Here is a 22,067-nt window from a genome sequence, read left to right on the forward strand (position 1 = left end):
TTTTAAATTGTAAATGTCGATTTAAAATATTTTAGATTAAAAAGAAGCCTGTCTTAATACCGTTTGTCCAAAAGGAACTAAAACAACATTCTCTAATTGATTGGTAGCGGTGTTTTTTAAGGTTACGTTGATTGTATCATTCTCAAATTTTGCATTGTTATTTTCAATGAATTGATATTTTGTATTTTCTATCGGACTATAAGTTACATCATAAAAATCTCCCTTGTATATTTTACCCTTAAGTTCGTTTGCTTTAATTGGTTTGGCAAAAACTTGTGCGCCATAAGTGAAATATTTTTCTTGATTGGCATCTTCTTTCACTATGATTGAAGCCTTGAACTCAATTTGTACTTGGTCTTCTTTGTTGAATTTTCTGTCTAGAACAATAAATCCATTTTCTTGAGTAAATTTCTCTTTGGTTTCAACTTGTGTTGCCCAACTGGGTTTTCTAATTTTTAGTTTAAAGTTACCGTTTTTTGGATTGTAAATTTTAAATGTAAACTTGTTTTTAAAAGGATATTCAGTGATTTCTTCAATTCGAATAGGATTATTGTCTATCGTTGTTTCAACATCATTTGGAGAAAGTACTGTAGCGACCAATGTATTATTTCCTTCTTTCATCCATGATTTTTCTAAAAAATAAGGTGTAATTCTTCCTGCATTTGGATTGCAACAAACGGCTACGTCTTGGTGTGCGGGTGAATATTTATAACGAGTTTGTTTGCGGTCGGGTTCTATTTCACCATTTTTGGTGCCCAACATTTCATACGAATTATCGGTTTTGAGATAAGCAATACAAGAATGTTTTGGGTCCCGACTACCTTGAGCGGCATTGTAGAAAATGGTCTCAATTTCATCGGCAGTTTTTATTTGACCTTCTTTTTGCATTAATACCGTATAACTATCCAGTAATTCGTGCAAAGAGCAATATTCATAACCGGTATGCGTTGCATTTGCATTTCTTTCTGCAATCCATTCATCGCCAATTGCTCCACCTGTTTGGGTTGTTGCATTTTCAATTCTTTGTACATAAATAGCTAAGGCTTTTTTCAATTCTGGATTTTCAGTTGCATAAGTGGCCACGATCAATGGACGTAAATGTTCGAAAGTATGAACACCATGAGATTGTAACTTGTAATTTGGATTAAGAATATTGGCTAATTGAACATCCTTTTCGGATTGATATGTTTTAGAAAAATCTAAATACAGAAACAAAGCATAATCCACGTATTTTTTGTCTCCAGTCATTTGATACATTTTGTCCAATACATCTGTAAATGTTAGTCCGTGCGATACACCACCGTTGAATTTTTCACCTGATGAAAATGGACTCGATGCATTTATTGGATAATTTTCCATTACATTATTGACTGCTTTAACCAATGCATTCCAAACTTTTGGGTCTTTAGAATAGTCATAATAGGCGAGCAGCCCTCTGTATAATGTAGCTTTTGACCAAAGTTCTCCATTTTCTGAATTGAATTTATAACGCAATTCGGGATCATAAATTCCGAGATAGCCATCAGCATCTTGTGTGGCCAAAATGTGGTAAACATATTTTTTTGTTTTTTCTATACCCACTTTATCATCAAGCAGTATTACATTCCGAATATATCCATCCCACCAATTGGATTGTGTTTCGCTGTTCCACCACATATATTGTTCGCTACCTTCGGCATCACCTTCTTTTAGATTTCCTAACTCTTTGTTTTTAGAATGTTTTTGAAGCCTTCCTGTGCCATAAATTGGATCATTAATTAAGTCAGGCACCAATTGATCCAAATTACCCACAAATCCGTTTATATCTTTTTGCATTTGTACTTTAATCCAACCATTTGGTTTTATGCTGCCAAAAGGTAATAATTGATATTTTTCGGCTACTTTTTCTTGAGCATTCATAAAACTAAAGGTGAATAAACAGATTGTAATTGCTAAGTGTTTCATTTTTAAGTTATTTTATTCAAAATTAATTCCTTTTCGTTGGATTTTATAATTCGGAATTATTAATTTATGATACTATACTCAATTATTTTAATTATTTTTACCTGTAAATTGAAAGTATAGTGTATGAAACCCATTTATGAAGACATAAATTCACATCAAGGCATTGCTAGTTTTTATGCTTACCGATTTCAAATTCCTTATTTTGAATTTAAATGGCACTATCATCCTGAATTTGAATTGACTTATATTATAAAAGGGAGTGGATATCGATTGATTGGGAATAGTCATGAGACTTTTGGAGACGGTGATTTGGTTTTGTTAGGGTCCTATTTGCCACATACTTGGGTTGGTAAATCAAATGATTTTGAAGATTTTGATGCTGTTGTAATACAATTTTCACCCACTTTTATTGATTCTTTTTTAGGATTTGAAGAGAGTATTGCCTTAAAGTCGCTGCTAGAGAAGTCCAAAAAAGGTTTGTTTTTTCCGGCTGAAAATTTGGAATTAAAAGCTGATTTGGTACAATTGGTAGATTCTAATGGTTTTAATCGCATCATTGATTTGATTAAAATCTTAAATCAATTGACCGTATGTGAACAAAAAGTATTGTGCTCGAATCCATTTCAAACGGTGAATTCTGCCGAAAGTGAAAATAGAATCAATGTAGTTTGTAATTTTTTGGAAAATCATTTTGCCGAATTCATAACATTGAAGCAAGTTGCCGATTTGATTCCATTGACGGAAAATAATTTTTGTAATTTTTTTAAAAAAGCTACCGGAAAGACCTTTTCAGATTATTTGAATGCTATTCGGATAAACAGAAGCTGTCAATTACTGTTGCAAACAGATAAACTTATAAATAGTATTGCTTTTGAATGTGGATTTGAAAATTTAAGTTATTTTAATCGTGTTTTTTTGAAGAAAAAAGGGATGACACCCAAGGCGTTTAGGAAAAAGATCTTTGAATAAAAATATTCTGTTAGTTCAATGCATTTTGCGTGAGGGATAGGAGTAAGTTACCGAAGTAACACGGATAGCCCGACCCCGTTGCGTAAAGTGGCTGTATAGGCGGTATCAATATTTAGCCACTTTGCTCAACGGGGGCATGCCCAAACTCTTGTTTTTATCTTTGTAATGAAAAATGCCCTTTGGCTTCTCGGCCATCTTCCAGTTTTATGGTATACCAATAATCATCTGCAGGCATTGGGTTCCCGATGAAAGTTCCATCCCAGCCTTCAGTTGCGGCCAGAACTTGTTTGATTAGTTTTCCATAACGATCAAATATTAGGATTTTTGCTCCGCTATTGAATGTTTCATTAGCTCCTTTGATATTCCAATAATCATTATAGCCATCATTATTAGGCGTGAAAAATTTAGGAATTCCTAAAACTGCGATGGTTTTTTGAAGGGTACCACATCCATTTTTGTCATGGACATAAAGGTCATGTATGCCTGGGGACACATTTTCCAATATATTGGATTCTTGGAAGGGACCGGTGGGTAAATCTATGCTGTATCCATAATTTCCTTGACCTGAAATGTTTGCAGTGACCGTATTGGAGTCTGATAAATCTGAGATCGCAACCGAGTTAAGATGTGCAATATCTGAAGCAGTTACTGTTATACTTCGGGTTCTTTCACAGCCTTTTGCTGTAGCAACGGTTACCGTATAAATACCTTCTTCGTTGACATCTAGTGTGTAATTGTTTTCGCCAGGAATGATACTGCCGTCTTTTGACCAAATGTATTTGTAATCGCTGGTTGGTGTATTGTCAATTATTCCAGCATCAAGTTTGACAAAAAAGCTTGGTAAATTGGAACAGACTAATTGATTGGCATTTTGATTGTCGTTGGTATCAATATTTGGTTTTGGGTTTACTTGAAGTGTAACATAAGATCCTAATCCAAAACAGGCATTGTCGAGATTACTGTCTATTCGTACCCAAATTTCTTGTTGGTTTGGTGTTGTGTTTCTATAATTAGAAGGGTTTGGAATGGCATTAGTTTCAGCCAAGGCATCAGCTCCATTAGCATAGAACTTTATGATATAATTCGAACTAGGAGATGGAAGCAAGGCTTGAATGTCAGTTATTACACTACTGAAATCAAAGGATGAAATACCATCTTTGTCGTCATTTGTTGCATCAATAAAATCATCACAGGTTTCAATGATTTTTTTGAAGTTGGAATTGATCTGGGTTGTGGAAACGATTAGATTCAACTGTGCTATACTAAAACAGCCATTTGAATTTTCGACTCTTGCCCAAATACTTTTATTGCCACTAGTAAAGCTAATAGGATTTGTTATAAATACCGAAGCATCTTTTGTATTTGCTCCTGCCATCGTGGTGTAATAGGTGAAAGTCTCGATGATGGAATTAGCCGAAATGAAGCTATTTTTTTCGGTTACATTAAAGTTGGAAATCCCATCTGTATCGTCATCACATTGCACGAGGGTAATTGGAGAATTTAAAACGGGTAAAGCGTAAATAGTCAAAATGGCTATTGCAGAAGTTAGTCCACATACATTATTGTTTTTACTTAAAACAACGCGATATTGATACCCATTCATACTAGGAATCACTTTTGCAATAGTTAATGATTTAGTATTTGTTCCTGAATAAACAAGATCATTTACGAGAGTGTTCCAAGTATTTCCGCTATCTATAGATAATTGCCATTTAAAACCATCGGCATTAGATTCAATTGTAAAAGAGCCATTTTGTAATTCACAAACAGATTGATTTTGAGGTTGTGTTGTAACAAGAATTGGAGTTGCTACAATATAATTAGTATTTGGAACGGTGTAGCCGTTTGTTCTGCTGGTTACGATTCCTTTTGAATCCACTACAATTGGAGTATTTCCTAATTGACCGTCAAAATCTGGATCAGTAAAACCAGCTTCAATTACATCATTACAGCCATCATTGTCACTGTCTTTTTCAATATAATTTAATTCTCCATCAGCATCTGAATCGGCAATGGAGTATTTTAATATTCCGCTATCAGGTGCGCTTTCCAAAATATCTAATAATCCATTCGTTCCAACATTGCCATCAACTCTTCCGTCATTATTGCTATCCAAAGCGTTGTGTCCTGCTTCGACAACATCATAAATGCCGTCATTGTCACTATCTAAATCCAATACATCTTTCACATAATAATAGCTACCATTAAGATCGGCATCAGAATTAACTGGGTTTAATCCAGGTTCAAAATTATTGTCCAATCCATCTTTATTGCTGTCTACACCTGAAAGCGATTTAAAGCCTTTTCCTTGTGCTTCAATATAGTCAGGAATTCCATCGTTGTCTTTGTCAATATCGAAGGCATCTGGTATACCGTCTAAATCGGAATCAAAAGGATCTTTTGTATTGATGCTGAATGAAGCACTATTAGTTGTTGTGTCTGAAAGATTGTTGTGTTTGAAAATTAACGAAGTGATGTCATATCCCTCGATTTTAAAAGTCAATGAACCGGCTGGTGCAGGGACAGTGCTTTTTAGACGAAAACGAATTTCAAAAGAAGTAAATTCTTTGACACCACTTTCATAAATCCCGTCAAAATTAGTATCGATGAGTAGTTGATTATTTGGGTCGGTTATTGTTAATGTCTCATTGGAAGGAACAGATACAACAAAATCACCTTCTGAATTGGCAAGGTCAGTAATTGGTGTAGTTTGTACGTTTCCATCTATAATATACTGAAAAAATATTTTTTCAGGTTTGGTAAAGTTGACTGTATAAGTGTTTGAACTGTTTTTTCCTTCGGGAATAGTAGAAACAAAACCATAAGTTGGATAACCACTTACCGTTCCGTTTCCAGTAACTGATCCATTAAAGTTGCTGCCCAATAAAGGATTTGCTTGAGTTACAAAAATAAAGTTGCTTTCGTCAGTATTCAGAATTCCGTCATTATCCCAATCAATATCTATATTATTATTGGCTCCATCATTGTCAGAGTCCAGCGGGCAGTCACTAACAGGTATTTTATCTGAATAGACATCACTTAAACAACCGGATATGCTTCCTCGTACTTGGTAATAACCTGGATTTGTGGGAGTATAGCTGATGTTGGTAGCTGATGGTATCAGAAGGTCGTCTTTATACCACTGAAAAGTATCATAGGATGATAATGAATTTATTTTTAAGGATACATTTGGAATACAGGAGGAATTGGCAACGGCTATTTTACTGGATACAATTTCTGGTTTCAAATCAAAACCAGAATAATACCCTCCATAAGTTGCCGCACCATTTGTTCCAAAATAGGATACATATACTTGTTTGGTTGATTTTACCGCTATATTTCCAGATAAGCCTGATATAGTGTATCGTACGAATTTTGAATTTCCTGTAATAGCAATTGGAGGAGAAGTAATGGGGCCGTTGTTTAATAAAACAGTGGCTCCGGATTCGGTTACGATATTTAAGATTCCATTAAATGTTGTATTTCCTATAGATTGAATTTGCGGAATATTATCGACGGTATTGGGTGTAGAACAATTTATGGGAGGAACAAAAAATAAGTTTTGATTGGCAGGAGAATCCGATCCTCCAATACTCTGATAAGCAAACAGATTTTCGGTTGCGGTAATATATAAATTTCCATTGATGAATTGGCTCCCATCGAGAGCAATGTATTCTCCTTCGTTAAGTGTTTTGAATGGTGTAGCATTGCCATTGAGGTAAATTTGGGTATTATCGGAATGTGCCACTAATAAAACACGTTCCAATTCATCTGTTCCAATTCCTTTTACAAATACATATTCTTTTCCTGTTTTTTCCAATGAAACAATTTGGTCAAAACCTACATCCCTTCCTGCAGGAGACAAGCCACCACTATTTGGATTCATTCCCATTACTGAACTGTTACTTCCTCCAAACGAACCCGAGTTGACTACAACGGGTTTATCTGAGGTTACCAATGCACCAATTATTTTTGAGCTATTTGAAATAGTACTACCATCATCGTAGTTCTGTAATGCGAGCACATAACTTTCGTTTTTATTCAAAGTAACTGTAATGGGGCCAGAAACAGTAGAGCCGTCCAACAGTTTGGTTCCGTTTTGAAGGTTTGAAATGGTGACTTTGGTTCCGTTTTCCGGGGCGAGTATAGAAGCAAAATTCAATAATGTTGGATCAAAAAGTGGATTCAACATTGCACCTAGTCTAAAAGTGGTTCCGAGTGCACTATTCCCTTTAGAAACTAATCCTCCTGCGTGATTGTAACCTCTGTTGTTATTGATTCCAGCATTGACTCTGGCGCTTACATAGATTAAATCTTCGGCTTCAACTACGTATCCTTTATTGGCTACAATCCCAGTATTGGTTAGTGGGGTGAATAGTTGGGTATCATCACCAGCTCCAATACTATAGCGATAAGGATTGCTACTGTTTACGGTTCCATATATGACGCTGCCACCATTTGGAATTATCTTAAAGTTTACATTGGTAAGACTGGGTGTTGAGATGTATAAATATTGATCTTCAACAAGTCCATTTGCTGAAATTAATGGCGGTATATAATGCGTTTTGCTGAACTGAGCAAAACAACTTAAACTGAAAAAGGATATGAGGACTAATAAGGTGTTTTTCATTTGTTAAAAATATTGATAAAAGCTATCTTTTTAAAGAAAAATGACCTTTTATTATTTTTCCGTCTTCAAAAGTTATGGAAAACCAATAATCATCTGAGGGAAGGTCTTTTCCGGTATAAGTTCCGTTCCAGCCATTGCTTGTGGCGTTGAGCTGTTTTAATAATTTTCCATAGCGGTCAAAAATCGTTATGGTTGATTTTGGGAGAGCTTCCAGATTTTTAATTTTCCAAATATCGTTAAATCCATCATTATTTGGTGTAAAGAAACGAGGATAATCTAACACATAGACTTTGTAGGGAACAGAAGTGCCACAACCGTTTTTGTCTCTCACTGTAGCCCAATAGATTCCAGCACTGAGCCCTTTAAAAATTGGACTGTCTTGGTAAAAATTACCATCTAGTGAAAATTCGTAATCTCCATTACCTGAATATGACAGTGAGACGGAGTTTTCGGATCCGGCAAAATCAGAAACGGCTACATCAGTGATAGTTCCAATGCCAGAAGGGGTAACGATGTATTTTTTTGTTTTTTGGCACCCTTTTGAGCTTGTTACAATTACTGTGTATTCTCCTGGAGATGTCACATTTGTTGTATTGGTTGTTGCGCCATTACTCCATAGATAACTGGAAAATCCGCTATCAACAGTCAAAACTTTGCTGGAACCATCACATAGTCCAGTTGTTTCGTCCTGAAAATTGGGTGGATCAAAAGTGTTTACAACAAGTGTTTCAGGAGTGATTTTATAACAATCCGGACCATTAACAATCCGGGCATAAATGATTTGTTGATTTGGAACTGTATTGGTAAAAAGATTGGGTAATTGGTTTTTTTGCGCGATGGCATCGGTTTGAGTCAAGTAATATTCAATAGTCAAACCAGAAGCTAATCCATTAATCACTTGTGGTGTAACTTTTGCATTCAAATCAAATTGTGTTATTCCATCCTGCAATGAATCTGCATCACAACTTTCTATTGGATTTTGTGTTGAGATGGGATTATTGGATATTGATAAATTCAATTGGGCATAATTAGTACAACCAAAGTCATTGCTTACTCGGGCAGTAAGAATTTCATTGGGAACCGAATTAGTATAGGTCGATGGATTCTTTATTGGATTTATTTCATTTTGGGCATCAGACAACGATTTATAATAAACCAATTTTGTCAATTTTGGATCATTGTTTTTTACGATGTTATCGACTTTGGTTAAATCAAATACCGAGATTCCATCGCCGTTATCGTCACATTGATATAGAATTGTGTTCTTTAAAACTATTTGAGGCGCATATTCTATTTTTATTTCATCTTCGGCGGTACAAGTCGCTGGAGTTAAAGTAACTTTTACTTTATAAGTGCCCGCATCAGAAATAGTAAGAGTTGGTTTTGTTTCACCAAGAAGGGCAGTTGCCGAACCGTCTTTATACCATTCGTAAGTATAAGATGCGGGTAGTTTGGTATCAATGGTAAAACTATCGCCATAGCACAACGGATTGTTCGTTGCAGCGGTACGATCTGGCCCTAAGTCGATATCTGCCGAAAAACTTCCTGCTTCCAAGAATATGGCTGAATCATAATATTGGTATTTATCATCGGCAATCACTAATTTGATATGATATGTTTTACCGATAATTACATCAGTATGGGCATTCATTTTTACAATTTGTCCACTATAATTAACCGGGCTTGACGCGTTATTATAACCGCCAAAATAGGATTCATTTATAGCAGGACATCCTGAATGAGAGGTTCCTAATGCATCTACTACATTATTTATGGTAGGATGGACATTTTTGGAAGATACTGGGGTTGTGGTTCCAGGTAATACGGCAATGTTTTTATAGTTATCTGTACTTCCTTTTTCCTTAATCAAAAAGGCAAAAGCATCCGAAAATTCGCAAGGAAAATACAGTTGGTATTCATTGGATGCAAAAATGTAATTGAAACTGATGGAAGTGGTTAAAGGAACAAAATCAAATTCGAGCACTGTGGCGTTAATGCTGGTTATACCTAATGTTTGATCTAAATCGGTATCTCCTTTCCACGATGGACTTCCTCCTCCTTTTTGGTTTTGATATGGCCCAATAGCTTCTTTACTGCTTGACGTACTCAATAAAACCCCTTCTTTAAGGGGAAAATTACTGGTACCGGCATTGAAATAAGCATAACTGTTTTGACCAGATGTAAAGTTGTCTCCTGTTGCATTGAAATTGGAAACATTGGCACAAGTACTTTTGACCAAAACATTCTCAATTAGTTGTTGAGCAGTTTGGGTATCATCTACAGTTATGACTTGAGCATTTACAATACCCAAGGTGAACAAAAGAATAATTTGTACTAGTAACTTTGGAGGATTCATAGAAACAAATATACTACAAATCTCTGTTTTTTAATATTCTATAGGATAGGAATAGAAAGATAATGGTCCAACATAAAACGATTACAATTGCGGAAAAAGGAACACTATAATCCTTGAGATTTTCAACGCCCATTTGGTCGCCAATTGATTTAATAAGCGATAATCTGGAAAAGGGTTCCAATATTAAATTAGACATTGCTTCCAATGGAAAAAATTGAGTGATATAGCCTGCAGTTTTGCCTTCCGGAAAAAGGCGAAAGTTCAAAATTCCTTTTGCAATGGCTTCGATAATATTCCAAACCAATAAAAATCCCAATGCAAAAGCGGATCGTTTTACCAATATTCCTAAGAATAAACAGAAAGAGAAAAATCCAACCAACTTTATAAAAAAGGCTAAGACATATTCTAAATCAGAAAAGACAATACCAATTTCAGTATATGACGAAAAGCTATAACCAAGAATTAAGGTCATTACAAAAACAAAAACAGTTGAGCATAATGAAAACAATACTATGGTTACGAATTTAGAAAGTATAAATTCTTTCTTGCTTAATCCGTCAATTAGGTTTTGTTTTAAAGTGCCGTAACTGTATTCATTCGCCATCATCGAAACAATCACAATAGCCAAAAAGAGTTTTAAAATAGCAGCAATATAAGTGTTGAAATGCCAGATATAAGGGAAATTAAAAATACCCATTTCGGCAACTTGAAAATGAATGTTACCAATGTCAAACCTAATGGAGGCAATCAAAGCAATAAAAGAAAGTAATATAAAGTAGGTCAAAGTCAAGACACGACTTGCTTTGTTTAGCCATATTTTTTGTAATTCTATAGAGAGTAATCGTTTCATGTTTTTAATTTTAGATTTTTGCATTGCCATTGCCATTGAAATTGACATTTGCAATTGCTATTGCCTTTTTGCTATTGTTTCGTTAATTCTAAAAATTGCTCTTCTAAGCTGTTTTTACGTTTTACCAGATGGCTTAAACAGATGTTATTGGTAAATAAAAACTGATTCAAATCTTTCGATTCTAATTTTGTTTTTAAGTAAACCAATACTTTTCCTTCTGATGTGGTAATTTTTTCAATTGCTGGATGGGTGTTTAATACCTGAATTAAAGTATCAGTATCATCCGCCTGCAATTCGAAGAATCCTTCATTGGCAGAGATACCATCAACAGGGCCGGTATAAAGAATTTCTCCTTTTCTTAAAACCATAACATGAGTACATACTTTTTCAACTTCGTCCAATAAATGTGAAGCCAATAAAATGGTAGTGCCTTTCGAAGCAATTTGTTTGATGATATCCCTTATTTGATGAATTCCTTGAGGATCTAATCCATTTGTTGGTTCGTCCAGTATCAAAATCTCGGGGTCGTTCAGTAGGGCGGAAGCAATAGCTAAACGTTGTTTCATTCCTAAAGAAAAAGTGCTGAATTTGCTGTCTTTTCTATCGTTGAGACCTACCAATTCTAATTTCTCCTGAATTTTGGAGTAATTGATATTTTTTATTTTACAAACCAATTTCAGGTTTTCCTGAGCGGTCATGTAAGGGTAAAAATTGGGTCTTTCTATGATTGCTCCCACTTTTTTCAAAGCTTCATGTGTTTGTAGATTTCCATCAAACCAACTGTATTCACCAGAAGTTTTGTTCACTACGTTGAGAACGATACCCAAAGTAGTCGATTTTCCACTTCCATTTGGGCCTAGAATACCATAAACATTGCCTTTTTTTATTTCTAACGAAACATTTTTTAAAGCTTGAAGACTGCCATAACGCTTGTTGAGGTTATGTATTGAAAGAATTGTTTCCAAATTAGTAAGTGTTTTTTGTATAGGACGAGTTTGCTTTGTTTTTGTTACTCTAAGGATTCGAATATTTTCATTTAGAACACATTTATCCCAGAATCAGCATTAGATTTTATTACGCAAAGGACCACGAAGAATTCGCAAAGTTTCACAAAGATTTTTATGGGCCATAAAGAATTCGTTTTTCCTTTTGCGCATCTTTGCGCGTCCTTTGCGAATCTTCGTGACATTTTTTCTACTGAGGAATCTTGGTTTGTGAGATGGTAAGAAACTGTTTAGCAGCTTAAAATCAAATGCTTTTATTGATTTAAAAAGGGAAAGACCTTGAATAAACAACCGTATTGATGTAAATTTGTAACAAATCTACCTGAAATGAGTGAGGCGCCTTTAATGTTTTTTAAAAAACCATGTTATCCTATAAATAGTTCATTAATGAATTATTTGGAACGATTTGATCTTGTATCCAAAGAACCTGTTGTTTATGATGACCTTTTGCGATTTTCGGGTGCAATAAGTGTTTTTGATAAAAATGATCAGGATACCTTATGGATTAGGGTATATTATAATGAGTTTGAACGAGAAGAGATCGATTTGAATCTTAAGAAAGTATATTCATTATTGTATTCCGATGGTAATACCGATATTTTGAAGTACTTGAATGTTGATGCAATTGACTATTGTACTTTTGGAAACTCAAAGCCATTTAGAATAAAAGTCAGAAATATTTTGAATGACAACTACACTTATTTTTACATCAAAAAAGCCGATGCATCCAGAGTTTATGGTTTAGAATTAGAGCATCTTCTCTCTCCTTACAAAATTAATTTTTTGGTATTTAAAGATACTTTGATAGAAGAGCATATCACTGGAATTCCGGGGGACGTTTTTATGCAAACTTTATTGAGTAAATGTTCCGAAACCGAAAAGGCACAAATTGCCAAAGAATTTGTAAAGTTCAATGAGCGTTGTATGATTCGTTTGTTGGGAGATATGAGATCGTATAATTATGTTGTTATTCCGATTCATGATTTTGATCAAGTTGTCTATAAAATTAGACCAATTGACTTTGACCAACAATGTTATGAAGGAAATTTTAAAGTGTATCGACCTCAGTTTTTCAAAGAAAACTATCCTATGATTCAAAATATAAAGAACAAACTTCAGGATCGTTCTATAGAACAATATAAAAATGAAGAGCGCTCGGCATTGGCCAAAAGAATTAATACTGCCGAAAGCAGGATTAAGATTCTGATGAAAATTATGGGTAATGACAATATCTCTACAGAAGAAAACTTGAATAAACTCAAATTGGAATTGTATCGTTACACGAACGACATGAATTTTAAAAATGCAAAATCAATGGGGAATGTATTGAGTGCCGCTTTTGAATTTGTTACCAGAAATTTCAATAGCTCCAATTTATTCAGACCTGGATTTTAGAGAAAATATTTTAAAACAATTACATTGACGAAAGTCTCTTTCTTGTGTAATGATTCAATAAAGTTTCATTTATTTTTTTTAACTCAGGAGTTAGAAATGTTTTTCTGTCCTGTAAATCATTGGTTAATTCAACCTGACAAACGGTGCATTTATATTCTTTGAAATGACCTGTTACGTTTCTGACAGTCACTATTTTGTGGCCAAAAATGGAACAGGCAGTTTTTTTATCGACAAATTTCGACATAAAATCTAAGAAGCTCATAGTGTGGGGGTTATAAATTTCAACAAACGTATAAAAAAAACACTTATAATTCAAATAAAACCGATGAAATGCGTATTTTTTTACTGAAAGAAGTGTAAATCTTACAATAATGTTATTTATATAAAATCGATAGAGTTTATTGTTAAAAAAAATCCCCAACTATCTAAGCAGTTGGGGATTGTGATTTTATTGAAATAATTCTTTACGAATACTTATTAAGATTTCTCTTCCTTATTGAAATAAACCAAATAGTAATACATTTGTTTTTCTTCGTCCCATCCTTTTTCCACAAATTTTTCAGCACTTTCAGGATTGATAAAATCCATTTTGATTTGGATATGGGTATCAAGGTTGATTACGTTCTTAATTGATTTTCTGGCGTCGCTTACCGCTGCATTGGCAATTGGGAAAGAGGTTACGTCTTCAATACTGTATTTTTCTCCTTTGTCTACTTTATAATTTTTAAATTCAGGAATTAAGTCAGGGTTGTCCAGTACTTCATTTAAGAAATTGGTTTCTTCAAATTGATCGTTTTTTGCAAAATAATTGACAGAACGATTCATAAACATTACTTCTTCTTTTTTGTCTTCGGCAGGGAAAACAACATCTTTCGCAAAGCCTTGACAGAATTTCAAGTATTTTTTGGTAATAAAATTTTCATCCTCAAATGCATCTACCGATAGGAAATGTTCTAACCAATATCTGGCATCATAACGATTGCTGTCAACCGATAGAATTTTGTATCCTTCTTCTTTTTTGTAATTAAAAATCAAACAACCTTTGTCCAGTTTGTTTAAGCTTACTCCATGTTGCAATATCATTTCCAATTGTGTTCCTTTTTCTTCAAACTGTAAAAAGTCGGATTGGATCTCACTTTTGAAAATACCGATGGCATCAACTACATTGTTGTCAATACTTAAATTGGTCAAATAAGTTACATATACCTCACCATTTTTGATATGTGGGTGGTTTGATTGTTCAAAAAGGTGGTTGGTCATCTTTTTGGAAACATCATGCAAAGCACTTGGATTGTTGAAAATTTCAGTAGCATATTTAAACATGTCATTGTAGTCCAAATCCACTTCGTGAGCAAATTGAAAGTAATTTTCTTCTTTTTCTTTAAACGGTTTAAAGAAAAACTCTTTCATCAATGGTACAATCTCATCGTTTAATCTAAAAGGTTCTTCCGATAAAAAAAGAGGCTCGTTACGACTCATGTTTCCCACACGGTGTATGGATAACGTTTCAATGTGCGTGTTGTACAGGTTGATCATTTTTTTTGAGTTTCTGAGGGACTAAGTTGCTAAGTTTCTGAGATTTTAATCGCGTTCTTTTATTTTTTTTATGAAAGCAATCAACATTCTTTCCACTTCTCGACTATCCTCATATAGGTTAATAAATTCTTCTTCTTTTAAAAAATGTATGTTTTTGGCAATTTCTAATTGAGTTTGCAGTTCAAATAAAGAACCTACAGAAATAGTGAGGAATCTTAAGAGTTCGTTTTTACCATCTCTTCCAATTCCTTCTGCAATATTACTAGGGACTGAAACGGAACACCGTCTTATTTGTGATGTTAAGCCGAAAATTTCTTCCTTGGGAAATGTTTTGGTATTGTCGTAAATTTTTGTTGTCAATGACATGGCTTTCTGCCAAACTAATAGTTTTCTAAAGTTGCTCATTTTTTTCTAAGATTCTAAGTTAGTAAGTTTCTAAGCTCCTAAGTTATTATCTTTTTGAGTAAAAAAACCTACAAATTTTAAAAAAAACTTAGAGACTTAGCACCTCAGCAACTTAGCGACTCAAAAAAACTAATTCCAATTCTCCTCAAAGCCATAGTCTTCAAAACTATCGTCTCCTTCGAACATGTCTAAATCGTCTTCGTCTAAATCGTCTTCAAATTCGCCATAGATATCATCATGCATATCAGCTTCAAAGTTTTTCTCGATAGCTTCGTCTGGCATTTCTCCGTGAGAAAATATAGTTTCTGGATACGTATTACCTACAATTTGTTCTTCGACAGCAGCCAATTCAACTAGGAAAGTCCACATATTGATAAAGTCGTAAACGTAAATAATTTTGGTATTTTGCTCGTCTAATATGTCGGATAATTGATAGTCACTCATGATTTTTTGCTCACCTGGAACATCTCCCGTATCAAACATAGAAATCTCATCTTCTTGATTCCAAGTTTCGTCGCAGGTATAGAAAGAAGCAACTTCCATTCCGTCAAAGCCAAATGAATTGAAAATAGCATTGTGTAAATCTTCTAAAGTGTCTTCTGCAAGTATTGCTATGTCTCTAAAAATGTCTTCCTCGGCATCTAGAATGACTCTGAATTTATAAACCATAATCTTTGTTTTTTTGAAAGAGCAAATGTAAAGTTTAATTTTAGATTTCAAATTTATGAATTGGGTTTTGTTGAAAAGATTTTTGCTTATATAATTACTTTCCTGTTTCAATAAATTGCAAAGCCCTGTCCAGCACTTCGTCTCTTCCTTCTTGAATGCCTTTGATAGTTTGTTTCACTTCAATATCTGGAACAATTCCGATTCTTTGTGTTACTTTTTTGTTGGGATAAAAAACACCATAACAGGTAAACCATGTTTGAAATCCATTACTTTGTATACATGCATTTGCACCATCAGCTCCTGCAGTTTGACTACCAATTATTGTTGCATTAGGAGCAACTTTCAAACACATTGCTGTATATTCAGAATGGCTAATGGATTTTTCATTTACTAAAAGAATTACTTTCCCTTTGTAATAATCTGGGTTAATTCTTCCACACGTTTCAATGCCATTTCTCCAAATATACCTGCCTGGAAAGCTTAAATCGGGATCAATAAACTTAACAAATTCCTTAGGTTCTGGATTTAAGTATTCAGCTATTGCATAATTAGTGTCTTTTGGATGATTTCTGATATCAAAAATAATGGCTTTGGTTGATTGTAAGGTTTCTATCATGTCTGGAACATTTTTAGCTCGTAAAATTTCCATATCAACATAACCTATATTATTGTCTAAAACTTTAAACTTTTCTTTTTTGATTTTGGCACCTTTTTTATATTCATTTCTGTGAGAATCGTGTTCATTATACCAATTTATAGTTTTTGTTATATACTTTCCGTCTTGAAGAAATTCTAATTTAACAGTATCTGAATATCCAGATAATGCTGATTCCGTTAGTCTGTCTAGATAAACAGCTTCATTTGATGCGGGAATTAGATCTCTATTTTCGGCAATAATTTCTTTTATCGTTTTGTTATTTACCTTAGTAATGACAGTGCCTATTTTTATATTTTGAGCTTCTGCCAGACTATCTGCCCGAATTTCTGTAACAACTATTTTTTCATCAATGATTTTACATTTGGCTGGAAAATAATTTAGGATTTTGTTTGAATCTGGGCCTGTATATCTATAAAACACAACATGAGAGTCGTTAAGTTTAGCGGTTAGTCTTTGCATTGCGTCGTAAAAATCGTCTTCATTTTTGGCTACCATAAAAAGAGGAATCATTTTTTCTAAAGTGATATCCCATTTCTGATCCATTTGATATTTATATGGAAAAAAGTATTCTACGTAATTCCAATATCTAAAAAACGTTAAAATGTGTAAATTTTTATCGGTCCATTTAAAATTTGGATATTTATCTTCATTATTAAATTGTAAAATGTTACCACTATCAAGATCATATTGCACATAGTACTGTTTTTCTTGATATCTATTATCTGTAACAAACTTAAGTTTTTTGGACAGGTTTTTGGAAAATACACTAGAATCGTCTATCCATTTTAAATTTAAGTTTTTTGTAAAATACTCCACTTTTGGGTCTGGTTTTGTGGCTTCATATTTTTTTACTTCTCCTTGAGAAGCAATCCAGTTTTCTATAACCAACGAAAATTCTTCTTTAGTTTTGGCTTTTTCAACTAGAGGCAAAATTATAAAAAGTTGTTCGTCCCAATTTTTACTTCCATCTGCAACATTGGGATGATAATATTTTAAAAATCCCCAAACCTTACAGGTAGCGGCAAGTTTTTGATTTTCGGTAAGATTATTACTGCCGAATGCAGTCTGTGTAACCACCAATAATAGTAGGAGAATTTTTATTTTCATTTAAAGGACTTTTGGTTAAAGTGAGATTAATTTTACCAAAAATAGCATTTTAAATATCAAACAATAATAATAGCAGAAAATTTTTTGAGAATAGAGATTCTAATTAATATGTGATTCAGTCAGCTGTTCGAATTTAATTTTGTCTTTTACTTAAGCGTTTTTTTAATTTATGATAGTGTTTGTGATAAGTACTATGGCTTGGATAAGTACGACTGGAAGTCATATTGTTGAAAATTAAAGCTGTTAGAAGTAAAATCAATACGCCGATTAGAACTGGTGAAAACACATACATATATCCTAAGGCTTTTATTTTGTCGGAACCAATCACGGCGATAAGCGCGGTTGCCCCTCCGGGTGGATGCAAAGTTTTGGTGATTTGCATGAAAATTATGGAAAACGAAACGGCTAGAGGAGCGGCTATCCAAATAATATCGGGAACTAATTTATGAACGGTAACGCCTATTATAGCCGAAATTACATGTCCTCCAACCAAATTCCTTGGCTGTGAAAACGGACTTTGGATAATTCCATAAACCAATACACTCGATGCTCCAAATGAGCCAATTAAGTAAACAGCATCATTTCCTTTAAAATGGATGGATTGTATATAAGCAAGAACCCCGATGCCGACAAATGATCCTAAAAATGACCAAAATTGCTCTTTATAATCAACTAAAGTTTCTTTGTAAAGTATGTATTTTGTTTTGCGATAGGTTCGCTTTATTTTTTGAATCGGCATGAGAGGAATATTATTTTGCTAAAGTAGGTGAATAAGTATAGACCGTAAATGGATAAATCATTTTTGCAGTGTATTTCGAAATCAGACAAACTACTAAAATAGGAAGGAATAAAGTGTAATCATTCGTCAATCCGCAAACTAGAAAAATAGAAGTAAAAGGTGCGTGGATGCTAGCACTTAATACTGCTGCCATTCCGATGATGATGAAGTTTATTGGAATAACGTTGGCCGAAAAATAAGTGTTTAAAACTAAAGCAACCAGTAATCCCAAAAAGGCACCAATAAAAAGGCTGGGTGCAAAAACACCTCCGTCGCCACCCGAAACCAGAGTTGCTGAAGTAACTATCGGTTTTAGGATTAAGATTCCGATAAATGTCAAAAGTATTGACAAGGTTAATTGTGTTTCATTTGGGTTTACAATTAGTGCTTTGATGGCGTGATAGCCTTCGCCATATAGTTGTGGGAATAAAAGTAATGAGATGCTCAGAATACTTGAACCGATGATGATTTTAAAATAGTGTGTTTTTATTTTCGAAAATTGAACTTTGAAAAACAACACGCATCGGGTTAAATAAACGGAAACAAATCCCGCTAAAATTCCCAAAAGGATGAAATAAGGAATTGCTTTTAGATGCCAAGTCGTAATAACTACGTTAAACAATGGTTTTTCGTTTAACAGAAAAATAAGTCCAAAAGCGGTAGCAACTGCAATCAAATTACTGATTAGGAATGCACGGGTAACTTTTCTTGAAATAACTTCTAAGGCAAACAGAATTCCTGCAATTGGGCTACTGAACAAAGCTGTAATTCCTGCGGCAACGCCAGCACAGATTAATTCGGTTTTGTATTCTTTGAAGACATTCTGTTTTCTTTGCGCTACAGAACCAATGGTTGCCGATGCGACAACGGTAGAAACTTCTATTCCAGTTGAGCCTCCAAAAATCACGGTCAATAATCCGTTGATGAAATGGGAGGATATTTTGTAATTGGGTAAGTTCTGTGATTTTGAATTGGTGCTTTCAAATATTTCCTTGATGCCTTTGTTTTCTTTTTTCTTAAAAAGATACTCCCGAAGAAAATAAATAACGGACAATCCAAAGATTGGAAAAAGGATATAATATAAAGGATTAATTGAGGCTTGGTGAGCAAATATTTCTTCGTAATATTCGGTTAGTTTTTTTAAAGCAACTCCCAGAAAAGCCGAAAGAAAACCAATTAAAATAGAAATGATAACTAATTTTTGGAGTTTTAAGAATTGAAAATTTCGTACTGTTTGTATCATTTTCTTTATTTAAACCGGATAGGCTGGATTAATTTTGATAGAAACGAACCTTTTAAACTAGATAAAAAGGTCCTTTTTATTTTTTTAGGAATACAAAGCTAAAGAAAGAAAATTGGAATTGTATTAGATGCCAGTTATAATAACAATGTTTTGTGATTTCTTTAAGAAATAGAGTACGGTCGTTTTTATTTCTCGTAAAACTCAATGGGCGTGTTATCCGGGTCTGCCATGAAGAAGAATTTTTTATCGGTAAATTCGTCAATGCGTATTTCTTCGGCATCGCAGCCTTGTTCTAAAATGTATTTTCGGGTTTCCTGAATATCATTTACTTCAAAGGCTAAGTGTCGTAATCCGGCCGCTTCCGGACCGGAAACTCGTTTTGGTGGATTTGGGAATGAAAATAACTCAATTATAAAATTTCCATTGAGTGCCAAATCCAATTTATAGGAATCCCGGTTCTCACGATAGATTTCTTGAATGATAGTCAATCCTAAAATATCAATATAAAAATGTTTTGATTTTGAATAATCGCCAGCAATTATGGCGATGTGGTGTACTTTGTTTAATGTAATCATTGTAGATAAGTCATTTTAGGTAAATTGGCATCTGGATTTTGTTCCAATGCTTTGGTATGCAATTTATCAATTAATTTTTTTGTGTTCACTATAGAATTTATCCTGAAAAGAAACAGCACTTCGTTTTCATCATCGACATTTTGCCAAATATGCTCCAGATACATTTCTTCCGAAGCGTGAAAAGCTCTGTCATTTTCCAAAATTTCTTTGATGGTTTCAAAAGGAACATTTCTTAGTGTTGCTAGGAGGTGTGGCATTTGTTTTCGTTTTTTTAGAATTATTAAGAACTTTATAGCTGGCTTTAAGATATTCTTGAAATTGTTATTTTTCGCAAAGTTCTTTCAACTTGTCTAGTGCTTTTGGATAGGTCTGTTTCATATAATCAACAAAATCTTCTGCGGTGTCTAAGTCAACAGTAACGGTTGTAGACCCATTGTTTTCTTCGAAGGTATAGTTTTCAAATCCGTTTGCCCATTTTTCCACTTCTGGTCCTTCTGTAATTTCCTTGTCAGCTTTAAAAAGGCCATAATGTTGAATCGAAACAAATTGATTGGGAATGTTTTCAACTATCTTGGAAACCATACCTCCCTTTTCTCCTTTTTCATCTACTCCAATAAATAGAATTTTATTTCCCTTGTCCCAACTTCCTTCATAGGTCGATGTCTGGTTAAACAAAGAAGTCCATTGCTCATATGTTGATTTACTGTTGGTGCCAAGCATAAAATCATAAATTTTGGTCACAGGTGCGTTGATGCTTACTTTGAATTGTAACTTTTTCATCATATTAATATTTGTTTAAATTAATCTTTTGAGTTGTTATTTTCGGTAAAGTTGTTACCTGTTTTGGAATGTTTTTTACAGTCTTCGGATGGTTTTTGAACTATTAATCGAACTCAGCTCTTAAAAAAACCTAGATTTTGTTTTTCGTTATTTTTTCATGAATCTTCAGTATTTCCTGTAATGCTGCAGTTCCGTACCAAGGTGTTAGTTCCGCTTCCAAAAGATTTGCTTTTACTGCTGGATCTGTGGCAACGAGTTCTTTTGCTTCTTCGATGGTAGCTACATTAAAAATGTAAAGACCTCGATAGTTTCTGTCATTTTTCATAAATGGCCCAGCCAAAGCCAATTTTCCTTCTTTTGCCAAACGTGTAATGTTGGCCATATGTCCCTTGAACAGTTCGTTTTTTTCTTCATCTGTTGCTGTGGTATTGCTTCCGGTTTTCAAAATGCAAAACACATATTGTTTCATTCCGCGTTCATCTGCATTCAGGGATTTGGCGAGTTTTTCGTCATAAGTGGGATTAGCTTCTTGTGCAAATCCAGTTGCAGCAACGAACAAAAAAACGATTAATAGAATACAATTTTTCATAGTAAGGTCTATTAATGAAAATTAAATTAACTTTTTGAGAATAACAATTTGCCCTAAATGATAAACATCATGCTGGATTATTCCGTGAATATGTTCGTAATACGTATGATTGTTGTTAACATATATTTTTTCTAAATCTTTGTCGTCAAAATCATCAAAAAAAGCATTCCACAATTCCTGAGATTTTGCCAGATTTTGGAGTGATTGGTGCCAGGCAACTTCTGATGGGTCTAAAACGGGTACAAAATAATTATGGTCAGGAGTTGTGATTGTTTCTCCTTGCATACGCCTCAAAATATTCCTTCTCCATTGTATGAGATGATTGACAATTTCCCAGATTGTGTTTAAATCAGGATTGATTTTCCTGTAGGCCTGTTCTGCAGTTATATCTTTTAAAGTGTTTGTCAAAGTGACTTCAAGCCACGGATTACCATCATAAATGGACTGATATAGATTCGAAATTCTTTTACTTTCTGACATATCAATGATTTTTTGCAATTCATAGCTAAGATACAAAATAAGTAATTGACAACTCATCCCCAATTTTCCCCAATTGGGTCAGAACAATTTCAATTCCCT

At 33.9% G+C, this 22,067-nt stretch carries 19 protein-coding genes; 2 read left to right on the forward strand and 17 right to left on the reverse strand.

What is annotated here, in order from left to right; genetic code table 11:
• Positions 1-36: 36 nt before the first annotated feature.
• A complete protein-coding gene (locus C8C85_RS13975) occupies positions 37-1,944 on the reverse strand; it encodes a beta-L-arabinofuranosidase domain-containing protein (RefSeq protein ID WP_116797604.1) in 1,908 nt (635 codons plus the stop codon).
• 123 nt (positions 1,945-2,067) lie between these two features.
• Between C8C85_RS13975 and C8C85_RS13980 the strand changes: the two genes are divergently transcribed.
• The gene (locus C8C85_RS13980; protein WP_116797605.1) at positions 2,068-2,913 is read left to right on the forward strand and encodes an AraC family transcriptional regulator; all 846 of its coding nucleotides are present in this window, start codon (positions 2,068-2,070) and stop codon (positions 2,911-2,913) included.
• 154 nt (positions 2,914-3,067) lie between these two features.
• Here the strand turns inward: C8C85_RS13980 and C8C85_RS13985 are convergent, their stop codons facing one another.
• The 4 genes from C8C85_RS13985 to C8C85_RS14000 all read right to left on the reverse strand — a co-directional run bounded on the left by C8C85_RS13985 (position 3,068) and on the right by C8C85_RS14000 (position 11,714).
• Positions 3,068-7,543, reverse strand: coding sequence for a T9SS type B sorting domain-containing protein (locus C8C85_RS13985; RefSeq protein ID WP_116797606.1), 4,476 nt, complete (start codon positions 7,541-7,543; stop codon positions 3,068-3,070).
• Positions 7,544-7,565: 22 nt separating this feature from the next.
• A complete protein-coding gene (locus C8C85_RS13990; protein ID WP_116797607.1) occupies positions 7,566-9,899 on the reverse strand; it encodes a T9SS type B sorting domain-containing protein in 2,334 nt (777 codons plus the stop codon).
• A 13-nt stretch (positions 9,900-9,912) separates the two neighbouring features.
• Positions 9,913-10,749 carry an ABC transporter permease gene (locus tag C8C85_RS13995; protein ID WP_116798494.1) on the reverse strand — a complete coding sequence of 279 codons (837 nt, stop codon included), beginning with the start codon at positions 10,747-10,749 and terminating at the stop codon, positions 9,913-9,915.
• A gap of 71 nt (positions 10,750-10,820) precedes the next feature.
• On the reverse strand, positions 10,821-11,714 hold the full coding sequence (locus C8C85_RS14000) for an ABC transporter ATP-binding protein (protein ID WP_116797608.1): 894 nt from the start codon (positions 11,712-11,714) through the stop codon (positions 10,821-10,823).
• A 366-nt stretch (positions 11,715-12,080) separates the two neighbouring features.
• On the opposite strand from C8C85_RS14000, the gene C8C85_RS14005 reads away from it, so the two are divergent.
• Positions 12,081-13,148, forward strand: a complete 1,068-nt coding sequence (locus tag C8C85_RS14005) for a hypothetical protein (protein ID WP_116797609.1) — start codon at positions 12,081-12,083, stop codon at positions 13,146-13,148.
• 19 nt (positions 13,149-13,167) lie between these two features.
• Here C8C85_RS14005 and C8C85_RS14010 read toward each other — a convergent pair whose 3' ends face one another.
• From C8C85_RS14010 to C8C85_RS14065, 12 genes are all read right to left on the reverse strand, one after another.
• Entirely contained in the window at positions 13,168-13,410 is a 243-nt protein-coding gene (locus C8C85_RS14010; RefSeq protein WP_111408951.1) for a hypothetical protein, read from the reverse strand.
• Between the two features lie 215 nt (positions 13,411-13,625).
• Positions 13,626-14,684, reverse strand: coding sequence for a nucleoid-associated protein (locus tag C8C85_RS14015; RefSeq protein WP_116797610.1), 1,059 nt, complete (start codon positions 14,682-14,684; stop codon positions 13,626-13,628).
• A 45-nt stretch (positions 14,685-14,729) separates the two neighbouring features.
• A complete protein-coding gene (locus C8C85_RS14020) occupies positions 14,730-15,089 on the reverse strand; it encodes a four helix bundle protein (RefSeq protein ID WP_116797611.1) in 360 nt (119 codons plus the stop codon).
• A gap of 129 nt (positions 15,090-15,218) precedes the next feature.
• Positions 15,219-15,758 carry an IS1096 element passenger TnpR family protein gene (locus tag C8C85_RS14025; RefSeq protein ID WP_111408949.1) on the reverse strand — a complete coding sequence of 180 codons (540 nt, stop codon included), beginning with the start codon at positions 15,756-15,758 and terminating at the stop codon, positions 15,219-15,221.
• Positions 15,759-15,852: 94 nt separating this feature from the next.
• Positions 15,853-17,523, reverse strand: a complete 1,671-nt coding sequence (locus C8C85_RS14030) for a S41 family peptidase (RefSeq protein WP_116797612.1) — start codon at positions 17,521-17,523, stop codon at positions 15,853-15,855.
• A gap of 133 nt (positions 17,524-17,656) precedes the next feature.
• On the reverse strand, positions 17,657-18,262 hold the full coding sequence (locus tag C8C85_RS14035) for an HPP family protein (RefSeq protein ID WP_116797613.1): 606 nt from the start codon (positions 18,260-18,262) through the stop codon (positions 17,657-17,659).
• A gap of 10 nt (positions 18,263-18,272) precedes the next feature.
• Positions 18,273-19,544, reverse strand: a complete 1,272-nt coding sequence (locus C8C85_RS14040) for a chloride channel protein (RefSeq protein ID WP_116797614.1) — start codon at positions 19,542-19,544, stop codon at positions 18,273-18,275.
• Positions 19,545-19,729: 185 nt separating this feature from the next.
• Positions 19,730-20,119 carry a VOC family protein gene (locus tag C8C85_RS14045; RefSeq protein ID WP_116797615.1) on the reverse strand — a complete coding sequence of 130 codons (390 nt, stop codon included), beginning with the start codon at positions 20,117-20,119 and terminating at the stop codon, positions 19,730-19,732.
• Positions 20,116-20,376, reverse strand: a complete 261-nt coding sequence (locus C8C85_RS14050; RefSeq protein WP_116797616.1) for a hypothetical protein — start codon at positions 20,374-20,376, stop codon at positions 20,116-20,118. Before C8C85_RS14050 ends, C8C85_RS14045 begins: the two co-directional genes overlap by 4 nt.
• A 64-nt stretch (positions 20,377-20,440) precedes the next feature.
• A complete protein-coding gene (locus C8C85_RS14055; protein WP_243412112.1) occupies positions 20,441-20,902 on the reverse strand; it encodes an SRPBCC domain-containing protein in 462 nt (153 codons plus the stop codon).
• Between the two features lie 127 nt (positions 20,903-21,029).
• Positions 21,030-21,488 (reverse strand): YciI family protein, encoded by a 459-nt coding sequence (locus tag C8C85_RS14060; RefSeq protein WP_116797618.1) that lies wholly within the window; start codon positions 21,486-21,488, stop codon positions 21,030-21,032.
• Between the two features lie 21 nt (positions 21,489-21,509).
• Positions 21,510-21,968 (reverse strand): DinB family protein, encoded by a 459-nt coding sequence (locus C8C85_RS14065; RefSeq protein WP_116798495.1) that lies wholly within the window; start codon positions 21,966-21,968, stop codon positions 21,510-21,512.
• Between the last annotated feature and the right edge of the window lie 99 nt (positions 21,969-22,067).

This window comes from Flavobacterium sp. 103 (assembly GCF_003096795.1).
Lineage (GTDB): Bacteria > Bacteroidota > Bacteroidia > Flavobacteriales > Flavobacteriaceae > Flavobacterium.